Source organism: Kitasatospora sp. NPDC058184, from assembly GCF_042883725.1.
Taxonomy (GTDB): domain Bacteria; phylum Actinomycetota; class Actinomycetes; order Streptomycetales; family Streptomycetaceae; genus Kitasatospora.
On record NZ_JBHVVE010000010.1, the window covers coordinates 51,996 to 71,928 of the forward strand.

General features: G+C 73.7%; 15 protein-coding genes and 1 riboswitch. Of the genes, 13 read left to right on the forward strand and 2 right to left on the reverse strand.

All coding sequences use genetic code 11. The features are described 5' to 3' along the window. The first annotated feature begins 356 nt into the window (after nt 1-356). From ccrA to ACFVXH_RS20400, 7 genes are all read left to right on the forward strand, one after another. Complete coding sequence (ccrA, locus tag ACFVXH_RS20370) at nt 357-1,694, forward strand: crotonyl-CoA carboxylase/reductase (RefSeq protein ID WP_049655667.1); 1,338 nt, start codon at nt 357-359, stop codon at nt 1,692-1,694. Then, complete coding sequence (locus tag ACFVXH_RS20375; RefSeq protein WP_049655664.1) at nt 1,694-3,724, forward strand: protein meaA; 2,031 nt, start codon at nt 1,694-1,696, stop codon at nt 3,722-3,724. The genes ccrA and ACFVXH_RS20375 overlap by 1 nt, the downstream gene beginning before the upstream one ends. 42 nt (nt 3,725-3,766) lie before the next feature. Beyond that, nucleotides 3,767-4,729 carry a CoA ester lyase gene (locus ACFVXH_RS20380; RefSeq protein ID WP_049655662.1) on the forward strand — a complete coding sequence of 321 codons (963 nt, stop codon included), beginning with the start codon at nt 3,767-3,769 and terminating at the stop codon, nt 4,727-4,729. Nucleotides 4,730-4,735: 6 nt separating this feature from the next. Further along, complete coding sequence (locus ACFVXH_RS20385; protein ID WP_049655661.1) at nt 4,736-5,239, forward strand: MaoC family dehydratase; 504 nt, start codon at nt 4,736-4,738, stop codon at nt 5,237-5,239. A gap of 203 nt (nt 5,240-5,442) precedes the next feature. Beyond that, complete coding sequence (locus ACFVXH_RS20390) at nt 5,443-6,645, forward strand: acyl-CoA dehydrogenase family protein (RefSeq protein ID WP_387825727.1); 1,203 nt, start codon at nt 5,443-5,445, stop codon at nt 6,643-6,645. A gap of 488 nt (nt 6,646-7,133) precedes the next feature. Beyond that, nucleotides 7,134-7,826, forward strand: a complete 693-nt coding sequence (locus ACFVXH_RS20395; RefSeq protein ID WP_387825730.1) for a phosphatidylserine decarboxylase — start codon at nt 7,134-7,136, stop codon at nt 7,824-7,826. Beyond that, complete coding sequence (locus ACFVXH_RS20400) at nt 7,813-8,691, forward strand: phosphatidylcholine/phosphatidylserine synthase (RefSeq protein ID WP_369808332.1); 879 nt, start codon at nt 7,813-7,815, stop codon at nt 8,689-8,691. The genes ACFVXH_RS20395 and ACFVXH_RS20400 overlap by 14 nt, the downstream gene beginning before the upstream one ends. Before the next feature lie 105 nt (nt 8,692-8,796). Here the strand turns inward: ACFVXH_RS20400 and ACFVXH_RS20405 are convergent, their stop codons facing one another. Continuing rightward, a complete protein-coding gene (locus ACFVXH_RS20405) occupies nt 8,797-10,122 on the reverse strand; it encodes a hypothetical protein (protein WP_074001623.1) in 1,326 nt (441 codons plus the stop codon). 667 nt (nt 10,123-10,789) lie between these two features. Then, on the reverse strand, nt 10,790-11,896 hold the full coding sequence (locus tag ACFVXH_RS20410) for an alpha/beta hydrolase family protein (protein WP_387825734.1): 1,107 nt from the start codon (nt 11,894-11,896) through the stop codon (nt 10,790-10,792). A 324-nt stretch (nt 11,897-12,220) separates the two neighbouring features. Beyond that, nucleotides 12,221-12,354, forward strand: a riboswitch (cobalamin riboswitch). A gap of 107 nt (nt 12,355-12,461) precedes the next feature. Here ACFVXH_RS20410 and ACFVXH_RS20415 point away from each other — a divergent pair. The 6 genes from ACFVXH_RS20415 to cpt all read left to right on the forward strand — a co-directional run bounded on the left by ACFVXH_RS20415 (nt 12,462) and on the right by cpt (nt 19,891). Next, nucleotides 12,462-13,475: a cobalamin biosynthesis protein gene (locus ACFVXH_RS20415; RefSeq protein WP_387825737.1), complete on the forward strand. Its 1,014-nt coding sequence runs from the start codon at nt 12,462-12,464 to the stop codon at nt 13,473-13,475. Then, entirely contained in the window at nt 13,472-14,986 is a 1,515-nt protein-coding gene (locus ACFVXH_RS20420) for a cobyric acid synthase (protein ID WP_387825740.1), read from the forward strand. The genes ACFVXH_RS20415 and ACFVXH_RS20420 overlap by 4 nt, the downstream gene beginning before the upstream one ends. Before the next feature lie 100 nt (nt 14,987-15,086). Beyond that, complete coding sequence (locus ACFVXH_RS20425; RefSeq protein WP_387825743.1) at nt 15,087-17,213, forward strand: putative cobaltochelatase; 2,127 nt, start codon at nt 15,087-15,089, stop codon at nt 17,211-17,213. A gap of 6 nt (nt 17,214-17,219) precedes the next feature. Next, nucleotides 17,220-17,825, forward strand: a complete 606-nt coding sequence (gene cobO / locus ACFVXH_RS20430) for a cob(I)yrinic acid a,c-diamide adenosyltransferase (protein ID WP_049655361.1) — start codon at nt 17,220-17,222, stop codon at nt 17,823-17,825. 4 nt (nt 17,826-17,829) lie between these two features. Then, on the forward strand, nt 17,830-19,203 hold the full coding sequence (locus ACFVXH_RS20435) for a cobyrinate a,c-diamide synthase (RefSeq protein ID WP_387825746.1): 1,374 nt from the start codon (nt 17,830-17,832) through the stop codon (nt 19,201-19,203). 151 nt (nt 19,204-19,354) lie between these two features. Next, nucleotides 19,355-19,891 carry a chloramphenicol phosphotransferase CPT gene (cpt, locus tag ACFVXH_RS20440; RefSeq protein ID WP_387826178.1) on the forward strand — a complete coding sequence of 179 codons (537 nt, stop codon included), beginning with the start codon at nt 19,355-19,357 and terminating at the stop codon, nt 19,889-19,891. Nucleotides 19,892-19,933 lie beyond the last annotated feature (42 nt).

A 19,933-nucleotide genomic window follows, 5' to 3' on the forward strand; every position in this document is an offset into this window, starting at 1 on the left:
AGGTCAGAGCGGTATCGAGGGCCCGCGCCGGGATGTCGGCGCGGGCCTTTCGCATGCCCGCGCAACGCGCGTCACGCGGCCTCTGAACCGACTGGAATTCCTGGCACCCGGTGTCTTTACGAGTGGCACAGGGTGCCACTACCTTGTTACTCACCAGTCGCGGCGCCGCGGCTCCCCACCTCGGCGCGCCGTCGTCCGGCGTTCCCACACCCCGGGAGCAGAGAGCCAGAACGGCCCGGTCCACCCCGGGTGCCCCGTCTGACCCGCCCACCACCCACCTCAGCGAAGCCGGTGTCCGCTCCCGGCTCCCCCAGACGCCCTGTGACCCTCGCACAGGTACGCCTTCGGAGGCAGCCATGCAGGAAATCCTCGACGCGATCCTCAGCACCGACAGCACGTCGGCGGACTTCGCGGCGATCAAGCTCCCCGAGTCCTACCGGGCGGTGACGCTCCACAAGGACGACGAGCAGATGTTCGCGGGCCTCGCCAGCCGCGACAAGGACCCCCGCAAGTCCCTTCACCTCGACGAGGTCGCCCTGCCCGAGCTGGGCCCGGGCGAGGCCCTGGTCGCCGTCATGGCCAGCGCGGTGAACTACAACACCGTCTGGAGCTCGATCTTCGAGCCGGTCTCCACCTTCGGCTTCCTGGAGCGGTACGGCCGGCTGTCGCCGCTGACCAAGCGCCACGACCTGCCGTACCACGTGGTCGGCTCCGACCTGGCCGGCGTGGTGCTGCGCACCGGCGCCGGGGTCAACGCCTGGAAGCCCGGCGACGAGGTCGTCGCGCACTGCCTCTCGGTCGAACTGGAGTCCGCGGACGGCCACAACGACACGATGATGGACCCGGAGCAGCGCATCTGGGGCTTCGAGACCAACTTCGGCGGCCTGGCGCAGCTGGCCCTGGTGAAGACCAACCAGCTGCTGCCCAAGCCCCGGCACCTCACCTGGGAGGAGGCCGCCTCCCCCGGCCTGGTCAACTCCACCGCGTACCGCCAGCTGGTCTCGCGCAACGGCGCCGGCATGAAGCAGGGCGACAACGTGCTGATCTGGGGCGCCAGCGGCGGCCTCGGCTCGTACGCCACCCAGTACGCGCTGGCCGGCGGCGCCACCCCGATCTGCGTGGTCTCCAGCGACCAGAAGGCCGAGATCTGCCGCGCCATGGGCGCCGAGGCGATCATCGACCGCTCCGCCGAGGGCTACCGGTTCTGGAAGGACGAGAACAACCAGGACCCGCGCGAGTGGAAGCGCCTCGGCGCGAAGATCCGCGAGTTCACCGGCGGCGAGGACGTGGACATCGTCTTCGAGCACCCGGGCCGGGAGACCTTCGGCGCCTCGGTGTACGTCACCCGCAAGGGCGGCACCATCGTCACCTGCGCCTCCACCTCCGGCTACATGCACCAGTACGACAACCGGTACCTGTGGATGTCGCTCAAGCGGATCGTCGGCTCGCACTTCGCCAACTACCGCGAGGCCTTCGAGGCCAACCGCCTGATCGCCAAGGGGAAGATCCACCCGACCCTCTCCAAGGTCTACTCCCTGGAGGAGACCGGCCAGGCCGCCCTGGACGTGCACCACAACAGGCACCAGGGCAAGGTCGGCGTGCTCTGCCTGGCCCCCGAGGAGGGCCTGGGCGTGCACGACGCGGAGTTCCGCGCCAAGCACCTCGACGCCATCAACCGTTTCAGGAACATCTGATGACCGAGCCCCGGAAGCGCGACCGCCCCTGGCTGATGCGCACCTACGCCGGCCACTCCACCGCGAGCGACTCCAACGCGCTCTACCGGCGGAACCTGGCGAAGGGCCAGACCGGCCTGTCCGTCGCCTTCGACCTGCCGACCCAGACCGGCTACGACTCCGACCACGTCCTCGCCCGCGGCGAGGTCGGCCGGGTCGGCGTCCCGGTCGGGCACGTCGGCGACATGCGCACCCTGTTCGACGGCATCCCGCTCGAACGGACCAACACCTCCATGACGATCAACGCCACCGCGATGTGGCTGCTGGCGCTCTACCAGGTGGTCGCCGAGGAGCAGGGCGCGGACATCGCCACGCTCACCGGCACCACCCAGAACGACATCGTCAAGGAGTACCTGTCGCGCGGGACGCACGTCTTCCCGCCCGGCCCGTCGGTGCGGCTGATCACCGACATGATCGCCTACACGGTCGGCAGCATCCCCAAGTGGAACCCGATCAACATCTGCAGCTACCACCTGCAGGAGGCCGGGGCGACGCCCGTCCAGGAGATCGCCTACGCGATGTGCACCGCCATCTCGGTGCTCGACGCCGTGCGCGACTCCGGCCAGGTGCCGGCCGAGCGGATGGGCGAGGTGGTCGCCCGGATCTCCTTCTTCGTGAACGCCGGCGTGCGCTTCGTCGAGGAGATGTGCAAGATGCGCGCCTTCGCCCGGCTGTGGGAGAAGGTCACCCTGGAGCGCTACGGCGTCACCGACCCCAAGCAGCGCCGCTTCCGGTACGGCGTCCAGGTCAACTCGCTCGGCCTGACCGAGGCCCAGCCGGAGAACAACGTCCAGCGGATCGTCCTGGAGATGCTGGCCGTCACCCTCTCCAAGGACGCCCGCGCGCGGGCCGTCCAGCTGCCCGCTTGGAACGAGGCGCTCGGCCTGCCCCGGCCCTGGGACCAGCAGTGGTCGCTGCGCATCCAGCAGGTGCTGGCGTACGAGTCGGACCTGCTGGAGTACGGCGACATCTTCAACGGCTCCCAGGTGATCGAGGCCAAGACCGAGGAGCTGCTGGCCGGCGCCGAGGCGGAGATCGCCAAGGTGCTGGAGATGGGCGGGGTGATCCCGGCCGTCGAGTCCGGCTACCTGAAGTCCAACCTGGTCGCCTCGCACGCCGCCCGCCGGGCCCGGATCGAGTCCGGCGAGGACAAGATCATCGGGGTCAACTGCTTCGACACCACCGAGCCGAGCCCGCTCACCGCCGACCTCGACACCGCGATCATGGTCGTCGACCCGGCCTCCGAGCAGTCCGTGCTCGCCGCCCTGGAGGCCTGGCGCGCCGAGCGCGACGAGGCCGCCGTCCAGTCGTCGCTGGCCGAGCTCAAGGCCGTCGCCGCCACCGAGGCCAACCTGATGCCGGCCACGCTCGCCTGCGCCCGGGCCGGCGTCACCACCGGCGAGTGGGCCTTCGCCCTGCGCGAGGTCTTCGGCGAGTACCGGGCGCCCACCGGCGTCGGCGGCGCCCCCGTCGCGGTGGCCGCCGAGCCCGGCGGCGAGCTGGAGCAGGTCCGCGCCGCGGTCGCCGCGACCGCCGCGGAGCTGGGCGCCGGCAAGCTGCGCCTGCTGGTCGGCAAGCCCGGCCTGGACGGGCACTCCAACGGCGCCGAGCAGATCGCCGTCCGGGCCCGCGACGCCGGGTTCGAGGTGGTCTACCAGGGCATCCGGCTGACCCCGGAGCAGATCGTCTCCGCCGCCGTCGCGGAGGACGTCCACTGCGTGGGCCTGTCCATCCTCTCCGGCGCGCACAGCGAGCTGGTGCCCGACGTCCTGAAGCGGCTGCGCCGCGCCGGGGTGGAGGATGTCCCGGTGATCGTGGGTGGCATCATCCCGGCAGCGGACGGCGAGGCCCTCAAGGCCGCGGGCGTCGCCGCCGTGTTCACCCCGAAGGACTTCGGCATCACCACCATCATCGGCCGGATCGTGGACGAGATCCGGCTGGCCAACAAGCTCCAGCCGTGGACGTCCGCACCGACCGCGGCCACGAACTGACCAGCTGACCAGCTGACCACTGGGAAGGAACCCTCGATTCTGATGACTGCTGTCAACCGACTGCGCCCGCGCCGCTCCTGCCTCGCCGTACCGGGCAGCAACCCGCGCTTCCTGGAGAAGGCCCAGGGCCTGCCGGCCGACCAGGTCTTCCTCGACCTGGAGGACGCCTGCGCCCCGCTGGTCAAGGAGAGCGCCCGCCACAACATCGTCGACGCCCTCAACAACGGCGACTGGGGCGGCAAGACCCGCGTCGTGCGCGTCAACGACTGGACCACCCACTGGACCTACCGCGACGTGATCACCGTGGTCGAAGGCGCCGGCCCCAACCTCGACTGCATCATGCTGCCGAAGGTGCAGGACGCCGAGCAGGTCAAGGCGCTCGACCTGCTGCTCACCCAGATCGAGAAGACCATGGGCTTCGAGGTCGGCCGGATCGGCATCGAGGCGCAGATCGAGAACGCCAAGGGCCTGATCAACGTCGACGCCATCGCCGAGGCCTCGCCCCGGCTGGAGACCATCATCTTCGGCCCCGCCGACTTCATGGCCTCCATCAACATGAAGTCGCTGGTGGTCGGCGAGCAGCCGCCCGGCTACGGCGCCGACGCCTACCACTACATCCTGATGCGCATCCTGATGGCCGCCCGCGCCAACGACCTCCAGGCGATCGACGGCCCCTACCTCCAGATCCGCAACCAGGAGGGCTACCGCGAGGTCGCCCGCCGCTCGGCCGCCCTCGGCTTCGACGGCAAGTGGGTGCTCCACCCGGACCAGGTCGCCGCCGCGAACGAGATCTACTCGCCCTCGCAGGAGGACTACGACCACGCCGAGCTGATCCTCGACGCGTACGACTACTGCACCTCCGAGGCGGGCGGCGCCAAGGGCTCCGCGATGCTCGGCGACGAGATGATCGACGAGGCCAGCCGCAAGATGGCGCTGGTCGTCGCCGGCAAGGGCCGGGCCGCGGGCCTTCAGCGCACCACCAAGTTCGAGATCCCGGAGGCCTGAGCAGCCATGCAGTTCGGACGCACCTACGAGGAGTTCGAGGTCGGCGCGGTCTACAAGCACTGGCCCGGCAAGACGGTCACCGAGTACGACGACCACCTCTTCTGCCTGCTCACCATGAACCACCACCCGCTCCACCTGGACACCAACTACGCCGGGAAGACGACCGACTTCGGCAGGAACGTCGTGGTGGGCAACTACGTCTACTCGCTGCTGCTCGGCATGTCCGTCCCGGACGTCTCCGGCAAGGCGATCGCCAACCTGGAGATCGAGTCGCTGCGCCACATCGCGCCGACCTTCCACGGCGACACGATCTACGGCGAGACCACCGTGCTCGACAAGTGGCCGTCCAAGTCCAAGGACGACCGCGGCATCGTGTACGTCGAGACCAAGGGGTACAAGCAGGACGGCACGGTCGTCTGCGTCTTCCGCCGCAAGGTGATGGTGCCGACCGCGACGTACACCGAGGAGCGCGGCGGCGAGCAGCCCGGCCGCCCGACCCCGCTCTCCTGAGCCCCTCCCCTCTATAGGGGCCCGCTTTTCACCGCGGGCCCCCCGAGAGACCCCGGACGGGCAGGCCGCCGTCATCGGCCGCGCCCCACCCGGCCCGGGGGCCCTGCTGCCGCAGCCACGCCGGCAGGGCCCCCGCAATCCCCCCCCCCCCCCGGGGATTCCCCGACTTTTCCGCAGACCCTCAGACCTTTCGGAGCCGCACGATGGGACGCCTCGCACAGACCGACGGCCTCACCGAGATCCAGCGGGACATCCTCGCCACCGTGCGGGATTTCGTCGACAAGGAGATCATTCCGGTCGCGACCGAGCTGGAGCACAAGGACGAGTACCCGACCGCCATCGTCGAGGGGATGAAGCAGCTCGGCCTGTTCGGCCTCACCATCCCCGAGGAGTACGGCGGCCTCGGCGAGTCGCTGCTCACCTACGCCCTGGTGGTCGAGGAGATCGCCCGCGGCTGGATGTCGGTCTCCGGCATCGTGAACACCCACTTCATCGTGGCGCACATGATCAACGCCCACGGCACCCAGGAGCAGAAGGACCACTTCCTGCCGAGGATGGCGGCCGGCGAGATCCGCGGCGCCTTCTCGATGTCCGAGCCGGGCCTCGGCTCCGACGTTTCGGCCATCTCCACCAAGGGCGTCAAGGACGGCGAGTTCTACGTCCTCAACGGCCAGAAGATGTGGCTCACCAACGGCGGCACCTCCACCCTGGTCGCGGTCCTCTGCAAGACCGACGAGGGCGGCAGCAGCCCGTACAAGAACATGACCACCTTCCTGATCGAGAAGGAGGCCGGTTTCGGCCCGAACCCCTCGGTTCCCGGCCTGACCGTGCCCGGCAAGATCGAGAAGATGGGCTACAAGGGCGTCGACACCACCGAGCTGGTCCTCCAGGACGTCCGCGTCCCGGTGAACCGCGTTCTCGGCGGCGTCCCGGGCCGCGGCTTCTACCAGATGATGGACGGCGTCGAGGTCGGCCGCGTCAACGTCGCCGCCCGCGGCTGCGGCGTCGCCCGCCGCGCCTTCGAGCTCGGCATCGCCTACGCCCAGCAGCGCTCCACCTTCGGCAAGAAGATCGCCGAGCACCAGGCGATCCAGTTCAAGCTCGCCGAGATGGCCACCAAGGTCGAGGCCGCCCATCAGATGATGGTCATGGCCGCCCGCAAGAAGGACGGCGGCGAGCGCAACGACCTCGAGGCCGGCATGGCCAAGTACCTCGCCTCCGAGTACTGCAAGGAGGTCGTCGAGGACGCCTTCCGCATCCACGGCGGCTACGGCTTCTCGAAGGAGTACGAGATCGAGCGCCTCTACCGCGAGGCCCCGATGCTGCTCATCGGTGAAGGTACTGCGGAGATCCAGAAGATGATCGTCGGGCGCCGGCTCCTCGAGGAGTACCGGATCGCCGACTGACCCCCGGGCCGCCCGCCGACGCACCCCGTCGCCGGGCGGCCCCCTCGAACCGCCGGTCGACGGGCGTGCGGGCCCGTCCCGGCGCGGGGCCGTGCCCCGTCACGGGCCCGGCCTGGTCCGCCTGGGTCCGGCACGGCCCGCCGGAAGCGGCCGCAGGGCGTACAGCTGCAACGACGCGCCCTGCGGCCGCTTCCGCACACCCGCTTCCGGCCGCTACGGCCGTTTCGTCCGCCGGGTTCCGTCCGCGCACCCGTTGAGACAAGAGTCACCAGCCCTGTCGGGTCCCTTGGGAACCGGACCGGGCCGAGCTACGGTCGTAGGAGTGGACGCGCACACGCGCCGCCACCGGACACGTGAACGAGCAGGCGGGTTGCCCACCCACCGTCTGCTCCCGATAGCATCCACCGGGACAGCAAGCCGTCCCTCTATTACCGATTCCGCGGTGGCCCCCGTCCAGCGGCCATGATCCCCCGCGACAAAGGTCTTCGATGCCCATCAGCCCGTCCCCTCACACCTCCGTCACGGACCGCGATGCCCTCGCAGCCCCGACGGCCGGTCGGCGACCCCGCGTGACCATCGCGCGCGGAGCCACCCCCTGGTTCGTCCCCACCCTCGCCACGGCCGCCGTGACCACCGCCCTCACCCGGCGCAGCGGCAAGTGGGCCCTGGCTGCGGTACCCGCCTGTGCCCTCGGCGCGGGCATGCTGTGGTTCTTCCGCGACCCCGAGCGTGAGATCGGCACGGGCAGAGTGATCTCCCCCGCCGACGGCGTGGTGCAGAGCATCGACGCCTGGCCGGACGGCCGCACCCGGGTCGCGATCTTCATGAGCCCGCTGAACGTCCACGTCAACCGCGCGCCCCTGCCGGGCACCGTGACGTCGGTCGAGCACGTCGCGGGCGGCTTCGTCCCCGCGTTCAACAAGGACAGCGACCAGAACGAGCGGGTCGTCTGGCACTTCGACACCGAGCTCGGCGACATCGAGATGGTCCAGATCGCGGGGGCCGTGGCCCGCCGCATCGTGCCGTACGTGGACGCCGGAACCAAGGTCGAGCAGGGCGACCGGATCGGTCTGATCCGGTTCGGGTCCCGCGTCGACACCTACCTGCCGGCCAGCGTCGAGGTCGGCGTCGAGGTCGGCCAGAAGACCACAGCCGGGGTGACGCGCCTTGACCGTGACTGATCCTGAGACAATCGTCGGCCTGGACGACGAGGAGACGGCCCTGCGCCGCCGCCGCTGGGCACGGGACCGCGAGCTGCGTGCCCCGCGCTCTCCCCAGCACCTGTCCACGGCCGACTTCCTGACCCTGGGGAACGCCGTCTGCGGCTTCCTGGCGATCTACTCGATCACCACCGGGGTCCTGGTCCCGCACATCACCAACCCGGACGCCGCTCCGGACCGGCACAGCGCCGCCACCGCGGTCACGCTGCTGCTGATCGGCTCGATGTGCGACCTCTTCGACGGGCTGGTGGCGCGCAAGCTGCGCTCCTCCGCCCTCGGAGCGGAACTGGACAACCTCGCGGACCTGATCAGCTTCGGCATCGCGCCGGCCTACTTCGTCGCGGTCTGGGGCATGGTCTCCCCGGGTTCCAACAGCAAGCTGTCGGCGCTGATCGCGCTGACCGTACTGCTCGCGGTGGTCCTGCGGCTGGCCCGCTTCTCGGCCGTCAAGATGCGGCCCGGGGTGTTCCAGGGCATGCCCTGCCCGATGGGCGCGATGACGGTGATCGCCATCGTGCTGCTCGACCCGCCGTTCCTGCCCGGTCTGCTCGCCATCTTCGGCGCCGCGTACCTGATGGTCAGCCGGATCGAGTACCCGAAGCCGCAGGGGCTGCTGGCCACCGCCACGCTCTGCTGGGTCGTCGTCGCGATCGGCTGCCTGGCCGCCTGGGCGACCGGGCTGCCCGGCGGCGACAGCCTGATGCACGTCGGCGCGTTCGCCCAGATCACGCTCGCCGCGATGGCGCCGCTGCTGGTCATCCGCCGCAAGGTGGGGCAGAAGGTCGGCGACGTCCGCGCCCGGCGGGCGGAGTCGCGGCTCGGCTGAGCCGTCCCACGACCGACATGGGGAAGGGCCCGGAACCTGATGGTTCCGGGCCCTTTCCGTGTTCCCGTGTTCCTGTGCGCCCGTGTTCCCGTGCGCCCGTGCGGCTCAGGCGCCGCCGGTGTGCACGCTGAACGCCGAGCGGCGGGCCGCCCGGGCCACGCCCGGGTCCGGGTGCACGCTCGAGACCGCCGTCAGCACCGAGGCCGCCCGCGGGTGGCCGGACTGCCGGGCCCGGGCGAACAGCCGGACCGGGTCGCCCGCCGCGGCGCCCTCGACGTGGCCCACCAGCAGCTCGGTCTCGCCGTGGTCGAGCACCGCGGCCGCGGTGTCCACCCAGAGCCAGGCCGCGTCCTCCGCGCCCAGCACGTCCGCCGGGGCGACGCCCTCGTCCGCGCGCTCCGCCAGCCACAGCAGCGCGTACGGGCGCAGCACCGGCTCGTCCACCGCCGCGCGCACCGCCTGCTCGGCCGGTCCGCCGGCCACCCGCAGCGCCTCGAAGGCCAGCCCGCGCACCAGCGCGTCGTCGCCCTGGGCGGCGTCCAGCAGCTCGCCCACCGCCCGGTCGGCCGGACGGGCCGCGACCCAGGCCCGGAACTCGGCGCGGGCCGGGCCCGGCGAGTAGTCCGCGCAAGCGTTCAGCAGCTCGAAGGCGCTCTGCTCGATGTGCCCGGCCGCGGTCTGCGCGACCGTGCAGATCTCCTCCAGCTTCGCCCGCACCGCCCAGTGGCCGAGCGGCGACAGCTCCGCGGCGTCGTTCCTGCGCACCAGGGCGCCGACGGCCGCCAGGCCGTCCAGCATCCAGTCCAGGACGGCGGCCACGTCCGAGGGCGCGGCCGGGGTGTCGATCTGCGGCGCACGGCAGGTGCCGCGGACGGCGGAGACGGCCGAGGCCGCGTGCGGCACCGGCGACAGGCCGGGGCCGCCGAGGCCGGTGCCGACCCGGCGCTCGTCCAGGCCGCGGCGCAGCAGCTCCAGCAGCTCGCTCTCGGCGACCGGGCCGTCCACCAGGTGCAGGAAGGAGAGCAGCTGCGGGGCCTGGTCCACGGCCTGCCCGGCCAGGACGGCGAAGACGCCGCGCAGCGCCGCGGGCGGCACCGGGGCGAGCAGGGTCCAGGCGTCGAACAGCGCCGACCAGCCGCGCACCACGGCCTCGTCGTCGTGCTCCCAGGCGTGCAGGCGCCAGCCGGGGCCGGCTCCGCCGTCCCGGGCCTCCACCAGGCCCACCAGCAGCGCCTGACCCCACGCCTTGGCGGCGGCACCGACCGTCATGGCCAGGGCCCGGCCCGCCGCGCGGGCGTCGTCCGGGAGCAGCTCGCCGCGCTTGTCGACCTCGGCCAGCTCACCGGCCCAGCGGGCGACCCGGACGGCGTCCACCAGCATCCGGCGGGCCAGCGGCGCCAGCTCGGAGGGTGCCGGAAAGCCCTCCGGCACGGGAACCCTGCCCCGCCCGGGAGCCGGAGCGGGCCCTCGTCGCCGGGGTACTGCGTTACGGGGGACTCCCGCCCCGCCCGGCCTGCCACCGGCGGGCCGTTGGGCCGTTCCGGGGAGACGGGTCACCGTCGCACCGGTACCGATCGTCGGCGGGAGCGGGGCATCACGGTCGCGCGGGTTCCGAGACGTCACGTCGAGCAGTCTTCCCCTTGTACCGGCCTTCTGTCACATCCGGTTGTCCGTACGACCGGGCGACCGCCGGTGGCACCTCCGCAAGATCGGGCAACAACGGCAAACCGCCTGGCCGGAAACGTGTGACCTGCCCATGCCACAGGGGGCGGGCCGGTTGCCCGGAATGCTCGGGCGGTCACCGTGCGTACGGGTGGGGGGTAAGGGGCCGGGCCAAATATTGCTCCTGACAGCCGAGGGGCCCGTACGGGGGCGTTTCGGCCCGGCGACGCCCGGCAGGACTGTCCAGCCCGAATCCGGACGGATGGTGGGCGGCGTGATCGGGATCGAGCCGCACCGGAAGTCGGCCGGGCCGACTTTTCACGCGGGCCCGGAGGAATGGGAGGAACGTTCATTCCCGGACGGGGGGAATCGCACCGGGAAAAGCGGCGGGGACCAGCCGAAAACGCCCTCGCGCACAGGGGGGGTGGTTGAGCCCCTAGAGGAGCGGGGTGAGCCAGCGGCGGAGGAGTTCGGTGTAGCGGTCGGGGGCGGTGTTCCAGAGGGTGGCGTGGTCGGCGCCGGGGAAGGGCTGGAGGCTCACCACGTCGCGGCGGGCGGCGGCCAGCTTCTCGGCGGCGCCGAAGGGCGCGATCCGGTCCTCGGGGCTGTGCAGGAGGAGGGTCGGCACCCGCAGGTCGGTGCCGTCGGCGATGCGGCCGAAGTCGGCGAGGTCGACCCCGGTGCGGCCCTCGGCGGCGAGGGCGCCGAGCTCGGCGGCGACGCCCTGGAAGCCGGCCCGAGCGGCGTCCCGGCGGGCGGAGGCGGGCAGGTCGAGCACGGGCGAGTCGAGGATCAGACCGCGGACGGCGTGCGACCAGGCGGAGCGGGCCACGGTCTGCAGCACGATGGTCGCGCCGACGGACCAGCCGTACAGGATCACCTTGCCCGCGCCGCTGTCGAGCGCCAGCCGTACCGCCGCCTCGATGTCGCGCCACTCGGTCTCGCCGAAGTGGCTGAGCCCGTCCGGGGAGGCGGGGGCGCCCCGGTCGCCGCGGTAGGTGACGGCGAGGGCGGGCAGGCCGAGCCGGTCGAGGACGGGGAGCACCGGGAGGGTCTGCCGGCGGTCGTCGCCGGGGCCGTGCACCAGGATCACCCAGGTGCCGCGCTTGCCGTCGAGCCGCCAGGCGGGGAGGGCGCCGAGCTCGCCGTCGGCGGTGGTGTCGGAGAAGGCGAGGCCGAGCGCCTCGGTGGGGTCGCCGAGGTGGACCTGCGGGGTGAAGCGGACCTCGGTGCCGGGGACGAGGGTGCCCCGGTCGGCGCGGACCAGCCGACGGGTGACGCCCTGTTCGTCGGCGTGCAGCACCTCCTCGACGACCGCGTGCCCGCCGTCCGCCCACTCCACCGCCCAGCGGCCGGGGCGCAGGCTCGCGGGGCCGCGGGTGAAGGTGACCCGGCCGGCGGCGAGGGCGCGGACCTGGACCGGCCCGGACTCCTGGACGGCGGTCACCGGACGGACCATCCGCTCGGAGGCCCGGCGGCCGACCACCAGCACGGCGGCCCCCACCGCGGCGGCCGCCACGACGGCGGCGGTTCCCCAACGCATCTCGCTCCCCGCTCTGTTGTTCACGGACGTCGTTCACGGACGTTCTTCACGGACCGGACGGTGTTCGAGCCCCAGTTCACCGGCGCTCCGCCCGAGCGGCCACCGGGCTGGGCCGTCCGGGTCACCCGGCGGGCGCTCCCGGGGTGCTCAGGGCGGTACTCAGGGCGGTACTCAGGGGGTGCCCGTGGCGGGGGTCGGGGCGGGGCCGCGCCGGGCGATCCGACAGGGCGTCAGCGGCGTCCCCGTGTGACCAACCCCTCCGTGACCTCGGTTGACTCCCGGTTCGGGCCCGTGATGGGATCCTGGGGCCAAACGGAGGCATGGAGAGGAAGCCGGTGGAAGTCCGGCGCGGTCCCGCCACTGTCACCGGGGAGCACGCTCGGAACATCGCCACGGCGGGCCGTCGACGGCCGCTGGAAGGCTCCGGGGGTGCGTTCGACCCGGAAGCCAGGAGACTCTCGCCGCCGTCACGTCGATCCAGGGCGCGGACCCTGAGTGAGGACACGCACGCGATGCAGGCTGCCCCGCCCGGCCGGACTCCGAGCTGCCCTCCGCCGTGCGGCCGATGACCCCGCGCGCGCCTTCCCCCGCTCCGCGCCCGCTGACCCGAGCCTCGCGCCCGCTGGCCCGCGCCGCCGTGTTCGCACTCGGTGCCGCCGCGGGCTACGCCGCCGACGCCCGCTTCGCCGACCCCCGCCGGGGCCACCCGGTGGCCGTCTTCGGCAGCGCCGCGACCCGGCTGGAGCGGCGGCTGTGGCGCGACGACCGCGCCGCCGGGGCCGGGTACACCGCGCTGTGCGTGGGCGCGGTCGCGGCGGGCGCGCTCGCCCTGGACCGTACGGTGGGCCGGCGCCCGCTGGGCCGGGCGGCGCTGGCGGCGGCCGCGACCTGGACGGTGCTCGGCGGCACCTCGCTGACCCGGGAGGCCCGCACCATCGGCCGCTCGCTGGCCGCCGGCGACCTCGCCGCCGCCCGGGAGCGGCTGCCGCACCTGTGCGGGCGGGACCCGAGCGCGCTGGACGGGCAGCAGATCGCCCGGGCGGTGGTCGAGTCGGTGGCCGAGAACACCGCCGACGCCGTGGTGAACGCGCTGACCTGGGGCGCCCTGGCCGGCACCCCCGGCCTGCTGGCCTTCCGCGCCGTGAACACCCTGGACGCCATGGTCGGCCACCGCTCGCCCCGCTACGCCCGGTTCGGCTGGGCCTCGGCCCGGCTGGACGACGTGGCGGGCTGGCCGGGCGCCCGGCTGACGGCGCTGCTGACCGTGGCCGCCGCCCCCGAGCCCCGGACCGCCTGGCGGGTCTGGCGGCGCGACGGCTCCGCGCACCCGAGCCCGAACGCGGGCCAGGCCGAATCGGCGTTCGCCGGCGCGGTGGGCGTCCGACTGGGCGGCACGCTGCGGTACGGCGAGCGGGTGGAGCACCGGCCTGTCCTGGGCGCGGAGCTGCGGCCGGTGACGGTGGACGACATCGAGCGGGCCTGCGCGCTCTCCCGGCGGGTGGGCGCACTGGCGCTGGGTACGACGGTCGCGGGGCACGTCCTGCTGCGGGCACTGCTGAAGAAGAGGGGACGGGCATGAGCAACGCACTGCTGGTCGCGGGGACGACCTCGGACGCGGGCAAGAGCGTGGTGACGGCCGGGATCTGCCGGTGGCTCGCCCGCCAGGGCGTACGGGTCGCGCCGTTCAAGGCGCAGAACATGTCGCTCAACTCCTTCGTCACCGCCGACGGCGCCGAGATCGGCCGCGCCCAGGCGATGCAGGCGCAGGCCGCCCGGGTGGAGCCGGAGGCGGCGATGAACCCGGTGCTGCTCAAGCCGGGCGCGGACGGCCGCAGCCAGGTGGTGCTGCTCGGCCGACCGGTGGCCGAGGTCGGCGCGCTGGACTACCGCGAGCGCAAGCCCGTCCTGCTGGAGCGCGCCCTGGAGTGCCTGGCCGACCTGCGCGGCCGCTACGACGTGGTGGTCTGCGAGGGCGCGGGATCGCCCGCCGAGATCAACCTGCGCGACCGCGACATCGCCAACATGGGCCTGGCCACGGCCGCCGCCCTGCCGGTGGTGGTGGTCGGGGACATCGACCGCGGCGGGGTCTTCGCGGCGATGTACGGGACGCTGGCGCTGCTGTCGGCGGAGGACCAGCGGCACGTGGCGGGCTGGTTCGTCAACAAGTTCCGCGGCGACGCGCGGCTGCTGGCGCCCGGGCTGGAGATGCTGCACGAGCTGACCGGCCGTCCGGTGCTGGGCACGCTGCCGATGCTGCCCGGGCTCTGGCTGGACGCCGAGGACTCGCTGGACCTGTCCACCGTGGCGGACCGGGCGGACGGGCCCGGGCCGCTCGGCGCGGACGTGCTGCGGGTGGCCGTGGTGCGCTTTCCCCGGCTGTCCAACTTCACCGACATGGACGCGCTCGCGCAGGAGCCGGGCGTGCTGGTCCGCTGGGCGACCAGGCCGGAGGAGCTGGCCGACGCCGACCTGGTGGTGCTGCCCGGTACCCGGGCCACCGTCGCGGACCTCGCCTGGCTGCGCGAGCGCGGCCTGGAGCCGGCCCTGAAGGCGCGGGCGGCGGCCGGACTGCCGGTCCTCGGGGTCTGCGGCGGCTACCAGATGCTGGCGCACTCGATCGTGGACGAGGTCGAGTCGAAGGCGGGCGCCGTCGACGGTCTCGGGCTGCTGCCGACGCGGGTGCGGTTCGGCGTCGAGAAGGTGCTGGCGCGGCCGGTCGGCGAGGCGTTCGGGCAGCGGGTCGAGGGCTACGAGATCCACCACGGGGTGGTGACCGTGGAGGGGGGCAGTCCCTTCCTGGACGGCTGCCGGGTCGGCCCGGTCTGGGGCACGACCTGGCACGGCGCGCTGGAGAGCGACGGGTTCCGCCGCGAACTCCTGCGCGAGGTCGCCGAGTTGTCCGGCCGGGCGTTCGTCCCGGCGCCGGACACCTCCTTCGCCGCGGCGCGCGAGGCCCGGCTGGACCGGCTGGGCGACCTGATCGAGGAGCACGCGGACACCGACGCGCTGTGGAAGCTGATCGAGGGCGGGGTGCCGGCGGCCGGATCGCTGCCGTTCCTCCCGCCCGGGGCCCCTGGGAGTGACGCATGAGCCGGACACGGACGCAGGGCTGGGCAGGACCGCCGAACCGGGCGGGGCAGCAGGGCCGGGCACGATCACAGAGTCAGGCACGACAGGACTGGGGTACGGCATGAGTGACGTCCGCTATCCGTTCACCGCGATCGTCGGCATGGCCGACCTGCGGCTCGGACTGCTGCTGAACGCGGTCTCCCCGGCCGTGGGCGGCGTGCTGGTGCGCGGCGAGAAGGGCACCGCGAAGTCGACCATGGTGCGCGCGCTGGCCGGCCTGCTGCCGTCCATCGCCACCGTGGACGACTGCCGCTTCGCCTGCGACCCGGCCGCGCCCGACCCGCAGTGCCCGGACGGGCCGCACGACTCCCCGCCCTCCTCCGAACGGCCCTCCCAGCTGGTCGAGTTGCCGGTCGGCGTGGCCGAGGACCGGATCGTCGGCTCGCTCGACCTGGAGCGGGCGCTGGCCGAGGGCGTCAAGGCCTACGAGCCCGGACTGCTCGCCCGGGCGCACCGCGGCGTGCTCTACATCGACGAGGTGAACCTGCTCCAGGACCACGTGGTGGACCTGCTGCTGGACGCCGCCGCGATGGGCCGCTCGTACGTCGAGCGCGAGGGCGTGTCGGTGCGGCACGCGGCCCGGTTCCTGCTGGTCGGCACCATGAACCCGGAGGAGGGCGAGCTGCGGCCGCAGCTGCTCGACCGGTTCGGCCTGACCGTCGAGATCGCCGCCACCCGGGACCCGGCCGAGCGCGCCGAGGTGGTCCGCCGCCGGCTCGGGTACGACGCGGACCCGGCCGGCTTCGCCGCGCGGTTCGCCGAGGAGGAGCGGGCGCTCGCCGAACGCATCACCGCCGCACGGGAGTTGCTGCCCAAGGTCGAGCTGACCGATGTGGCGCTGCGTCAGATCACCGCTGTGTGCGCCGCGTTCGAGGTGGACGGGCTGCGCGCGGACATCGTGATGGCCCGCACCGCCGTCGCGCTGGCCGCCTGGGACGGGCGCACCGAGGTGCTGGAGGAGGACGTCCGCAAGGCCGCCCAGCTGGCACTGCCGCACCGCCGCCGCCGCAACCCCTTCGACGCGCCCGGGCTGGACGAGGAGCAGCTGGACCGGACGCTGGAGGAGCACGCCCAGCAGGAGGAGCCGGAGCCCGAGGACGACGGGCCCGACCCGGACGGCGACGGTGGCGGCAGCGACGACGGCGACGGGCCGGAGGGCGGCCCGGACGGGGGCGGCCCCGACGGCGGCGGCGCGCCCGATCCGTCCGACGGCGGCCCCGAGGCGCCCGAGGCGCCCTCCCCCGAGGACCCCACCTCCGATGGCCCCGAGGCACCCGCACAGCCGCCCGTACCGGCCCAACACCCGGCCCCCGCGCGGGAGTCGGCGCCGGTCGCGGCCGGCGACCCGTACCGGACGCGACTGTTCACCGTGAAGGGCACCGGGCACGGCGCCCAGGGCCGCCGCTCCCCCGCCGAGACCACCGGCGGGCACACCATCCGCGCCCGCCGCCCGCAGGGCGCGCTCGCCCGGCTGCACCTGACCGCGACCCTCCAGGCCGCCGCGCCGCACCAGGCCGCGCGCGGGCGCAGCGGGCGGGCACTGGTGGTGCACAAGGACGACTTCCGCGAACAGGTGCGCCAGGGACGGGAGTCCAACCTGGTGCTGTTCGTGGTGGACGCCTCCGGCTCGATGGCCGCCCGGCAGCGGATGACCGCCGTCAAGGGTGCGGTGCTGTCGCTGCTGATGGACGCCTACCAGCGCCGCGACAAGATCGGCATGATCACCTTCCGGGGCTCGGGCGCCGAGCTGGCACTGCCGCCCACCTCCTCGGTGGAGGTCGGCGCGGCCCGGCTGGAGTCGCTGCCCACCGGCGGGCGGACCCCGCTGGCCGCCGGCCTGCTGCGCGCCCACGAGGTGCTGCGGGTGGAGCGGCTGCGCGACCCGAGCCGGCGCCCGCTGCTGGTCGTGGTGACCGACGGCCGGGCCACCGGCGGGCGGGACGCGCTCGCCCAGTCGCGCCGCGCGGCCGCGCTGTTCGCGGCGCAGGGCACGGCCAGCGTGGTGCTGGACTGCGAGTCCGGCCCGGTCCGCCTGGGCCTGGCCCGCACCCTGGCCGGGCTGCTCGGCGGGACCGCCGTCAGCCTGGACGAGCTGCGCGCCGAGGGCGTGGCCTCGCTCGTCCGCGAGAACCGCGCCGCGGACCGCTCCGCGAACCGTTCGACCACTTCGATGCGAAAGGCGGCCTGAGCCGACATGCCCAAGGGAGTCCCCGAGAGCGTCCCCGACGACGGCCTGACGACCCGTCAGCGCCGCACGCTGCCGATCACCGCCGTGCACACCGGCCCCGGCAAGGGCAAGTCCACGGCCGCGTTCGGCATGGCGCTGCGGGCCTGGAACCAGGGCTGGCCGGTCGGGGTGTTCCAGTTCGTGAAGTCCGCCAAGTGGAAGGTCGGCGAGGAGAACGCGCTGCGCGTGCTCGGCGCCTCCGGCGAGGGCGGCACCGTCGACTGGCACAAGATGGGCTCCGGCTGGTCCTGGATCCAGCGCTCCGCCGAGCAGGAGATGTCCAGCGAGGAGGCGGCCAAGGAGGGCTGGGAGCAGGTCAAGCGCGACCTCGCGGCCGAGACCTACCGCTTCTACGTGCTCGACGAGTTCACCTACCCGATGCACTGGGGGTGGGTCGACCCGGACGAGGTGGTCGCCGTGCTCAAGGACCGCCCGGGCAGCCAGCACGTCGTCATCACCGGCCGGTACGCGCCCGAGGCGCTGACCGGCTTCGCCGACCTGGTCACCGAGATGACCAAGGTCAAGCACCCCATGGACGCCGGCCGCAAGGGCCAGCGCGGTATCGAGTGGTAGACCGTTGAGCAACATCCCCCGCCTCGTCGTCGCCGCGCCCTCCTCGGGCGCCGGCAAGACCACCGTCGCCACCGGCCTGATCGCGGCGCTCGCCGCGCGCGGGCTGGCGGTGTCGCCGCACAAGGTCGGCCCCGACTACATCGACCCGGGCTACCACGCGCTCGCCGCCGGGCGCCCGGGCCGCAACCTGGACGCCTTCATGTGCGGGCCGGAGCGGATCGCGCCGCTGTTCCTGCACGGCGCGGCGGGGGCGGACGTCGCCGTCGTCGAGGGGGTCATGGGCCTGTTCGACGGGGCCTCCGGGCGCGGCGAACTGGCCTCCACGGCGCACGTCGCCAAGCTGCTGCGGGCGCCGGTGGTACTGGTCGTGGACGGCTCCTCGCAGTCCCGCTCGGTGGCCGCGCTGGTGCACGGCTTCGCCTCCTGGGACCCGCAGGTGCGGCTCGCCGGGGTGATCCTCAACCGGGTCGCCTCCGACCGGCACGAGCACCTGCTGCGCGAGGCCCTGGAGGAGGGCTCCGGCGTGCCGGTGCTGGGCGCGCTGCGCCGCTCGACGGCGGTCGCCACACCCTCCCGCCACCTCGGGCTGATCCCGGCGGTGGAACGCTCGGCGGAGGCCCTCCGGGCGGTCGCCGACATGGGTGAACTGGTCGCCTCCTCGGTCGACTTGGAAGCCCTGCTCGAACTCGCCCGGACGGCACCAGAGTTGGACGCCGAACCCTGGGCCCCGTCGGCCGAGGTCACCCCGGTGGCCGGCCGGCCCCGGATCGCGGTGGCGGGCGGCGCGGCCTTCTCCTTCTCGTACGCCGAGAACGCCGAACTGCTCGGCGCGGCGGGCGCGGAGGTGGTCCCGTTCGACCCGCTGCACGCCTCCTCGCTGCCCGCCGGAACGGCCGGCCTGGTCATCGGCGGCGGCTTCCCCGAGCTGTACGTCCGCGAGCTGAGCGGCAACGCCCCGCTGCGCGCCGCCATCGCCGCGTTCGCCGCCGCGGGCGGGCCGGTCGCCGCCGAGTGCGCCGGACTGCTCTACCTGGGACGGGAGTTGGACGGCCTGCCGATGTGCGGCGTACTGCCCACCGACGCCCGGATGACCGAACGCCTCACCCTCGGCTACCGGGAGGCGGTCGCCCTGCACGACTCCCCGCTGGCCCCGGCCGGCACCAGGCTGCGCGGCCACGAGTTCCACCGCACGGTCTGCGAGCCCGGCGCGGGCGAACTCCCCGCCTGGGGCTGGCGCCTGCCGACCGGCCCCCGCACCGAGGGCTTCGCGAGCGGCAACGTGCACGCCTCCTACCTGCACCTGCACTGGGCGGGCGCACCGGCGGTGGCCGCCTCCTTCACCGCCGCGGCGGCGGCCTTCGCGGCGGGGGCGGCGTAGTCCGGGGCTTCGGCGGTGGGGAGCGGCGTTGATGGGGGCGGCGTTGATGGGGGCGGTCGGGGCCGTGCGGTCCACGGCCGCACCCCTGTGGCACCCCCGGGATAACGCCGCGACGTCGCGGGGTGTGCGGCCGTAGGCTCCGCGCATGCATGTGATCGTTCTCAACGGCGGGTCCAGCTCCGGCAAGTCGAGCATCGCCCTGCGCCTGCAGGAGCTGCTGCCGGACCCCTGGCTGCACCTCGGCGCGGACACCATGGTCGAGGCGCTGCCGCCGTCACTGCGCACCGGCGGCGAGGGCATCGGCGGGCTGGAGGACGGGGACGGGACGGTCGAGGTCGGCCCGGTCTTCGCCACCCTGGACGCCGCCTGGACGCTCGGGGTCGCGGCGATGGCCCGGGCCGAGGCCCGGATCGTGGTGGACGAGGTGTTCCTCGGCGGCGCCGCCTCGCAGGCCCGGTGGCGGTCGGCGCTGGAGGGCCTGGACGTGCTCTGGGTCGGGGTGCGCTGCGATCCGGCGGTGGCCGCGAAGCGGGAGGCCGCCCGCGGCGACCGGGCGGCCGGGATGGCCGCCGCGCAGGCCTCGCTGGTGCACGAGGGCGTCACGTACGACCTGCTCGTCGACACCTCGCGGGCCTCGGTGGACGACTGCGCCCGGCTCGTCGCCGGGCGGGTAACGTCCGACGGCTGAGGCCGCACCCTCCCTTCCGGAGCCACTGGGGCCGGGCCCGGC

What these genes read in the sequence shown, in the direction of transcription:
- ccrA (WP_049655667.1), top strand. Translation starts at nt 357, where the DNA reads ATGCAGGAAATCCTCGACGCGATCCTCAGCACCGACAGCACGTCGGCG.
- ACFVXH_RS20375 (WP_049655664.1), top strand. Translation starts at nt 1,694, where the DNA reads ATGACCGAGCCCCGGAAGCGCGACCGCCCCTGGCTGATGCGCACCTAC.
- ACFVXH_RS20380 (WP_049655662.1), top strand. Translation starts at nt 3,767, where the DNA reads ATGACTGCTGTCAACCGACTGCGCCCGCGCCGCTCCTGCCTCGCCGTA.
- ACFVXH_RS20385 (WP_049655661.1), top strand. Translation starts at nt 4,736, where the DNA reads ATGCAGTTCGGACGCACCTACGAGGAGTTCGAGGTCGGCGCGGTCTAC.
- ACFVXH_RS20390 (WP_387825727.1), top strand. Translation starts at nt 5,443, where the DNA reads ATGGGACGCCTCGCACAGACCGACGGCCTCACCGAGATCCAGCGGGAC.
- ACFVXH_RS20395 (WP_387825730.1), top strand. Translation starts at nt 7,134, where the DNA reads ATGCCCATCAGCCCGTCCCCTCACACCTCCGTCACGGACCGCGATGCC.
- ACFVXH_RS20410 (WP_387825734.1), bottom strand. Translation starts at nt 11,896, where the DNA reads ATGCGTTGGGGAACCGCCGCCGTCGTGGCGGCCGCCGCGGTGGGGGCC.
- ACFVXH_RS20415 (WP_387825737.1), top strand. Translation starts at nt 12,462, where the DNA reads ATGACCCCGCGCGCGCCTTCCCCCGCTCCGCGCCCGCTGACCCGAGCC.
- ACFVXH_RS20420 (WP_387825740.1), top strand. Translation starts at nt 13,472, where the DNA reads ATGAGCAACGCACTGCTGGTCGCGGGGACGACCTCGGACGCGGGCAAG.
- ACFVXH_RS20425 (WP_387825743.1), top strand. Translation starts at nt 15,087, where the DNA reads ATGAGTGACGTCCGCTATCCGTTCACCGCGATCGTCGGCATGGCCGAC.
- cobO (WP_049655361.1), top strand. Translation starts at nt 17,220, where the DNA reads ATGCCCAAGGGAGTCCCCGAGAGCGTCCCCGACGACGGCCTGACGACC.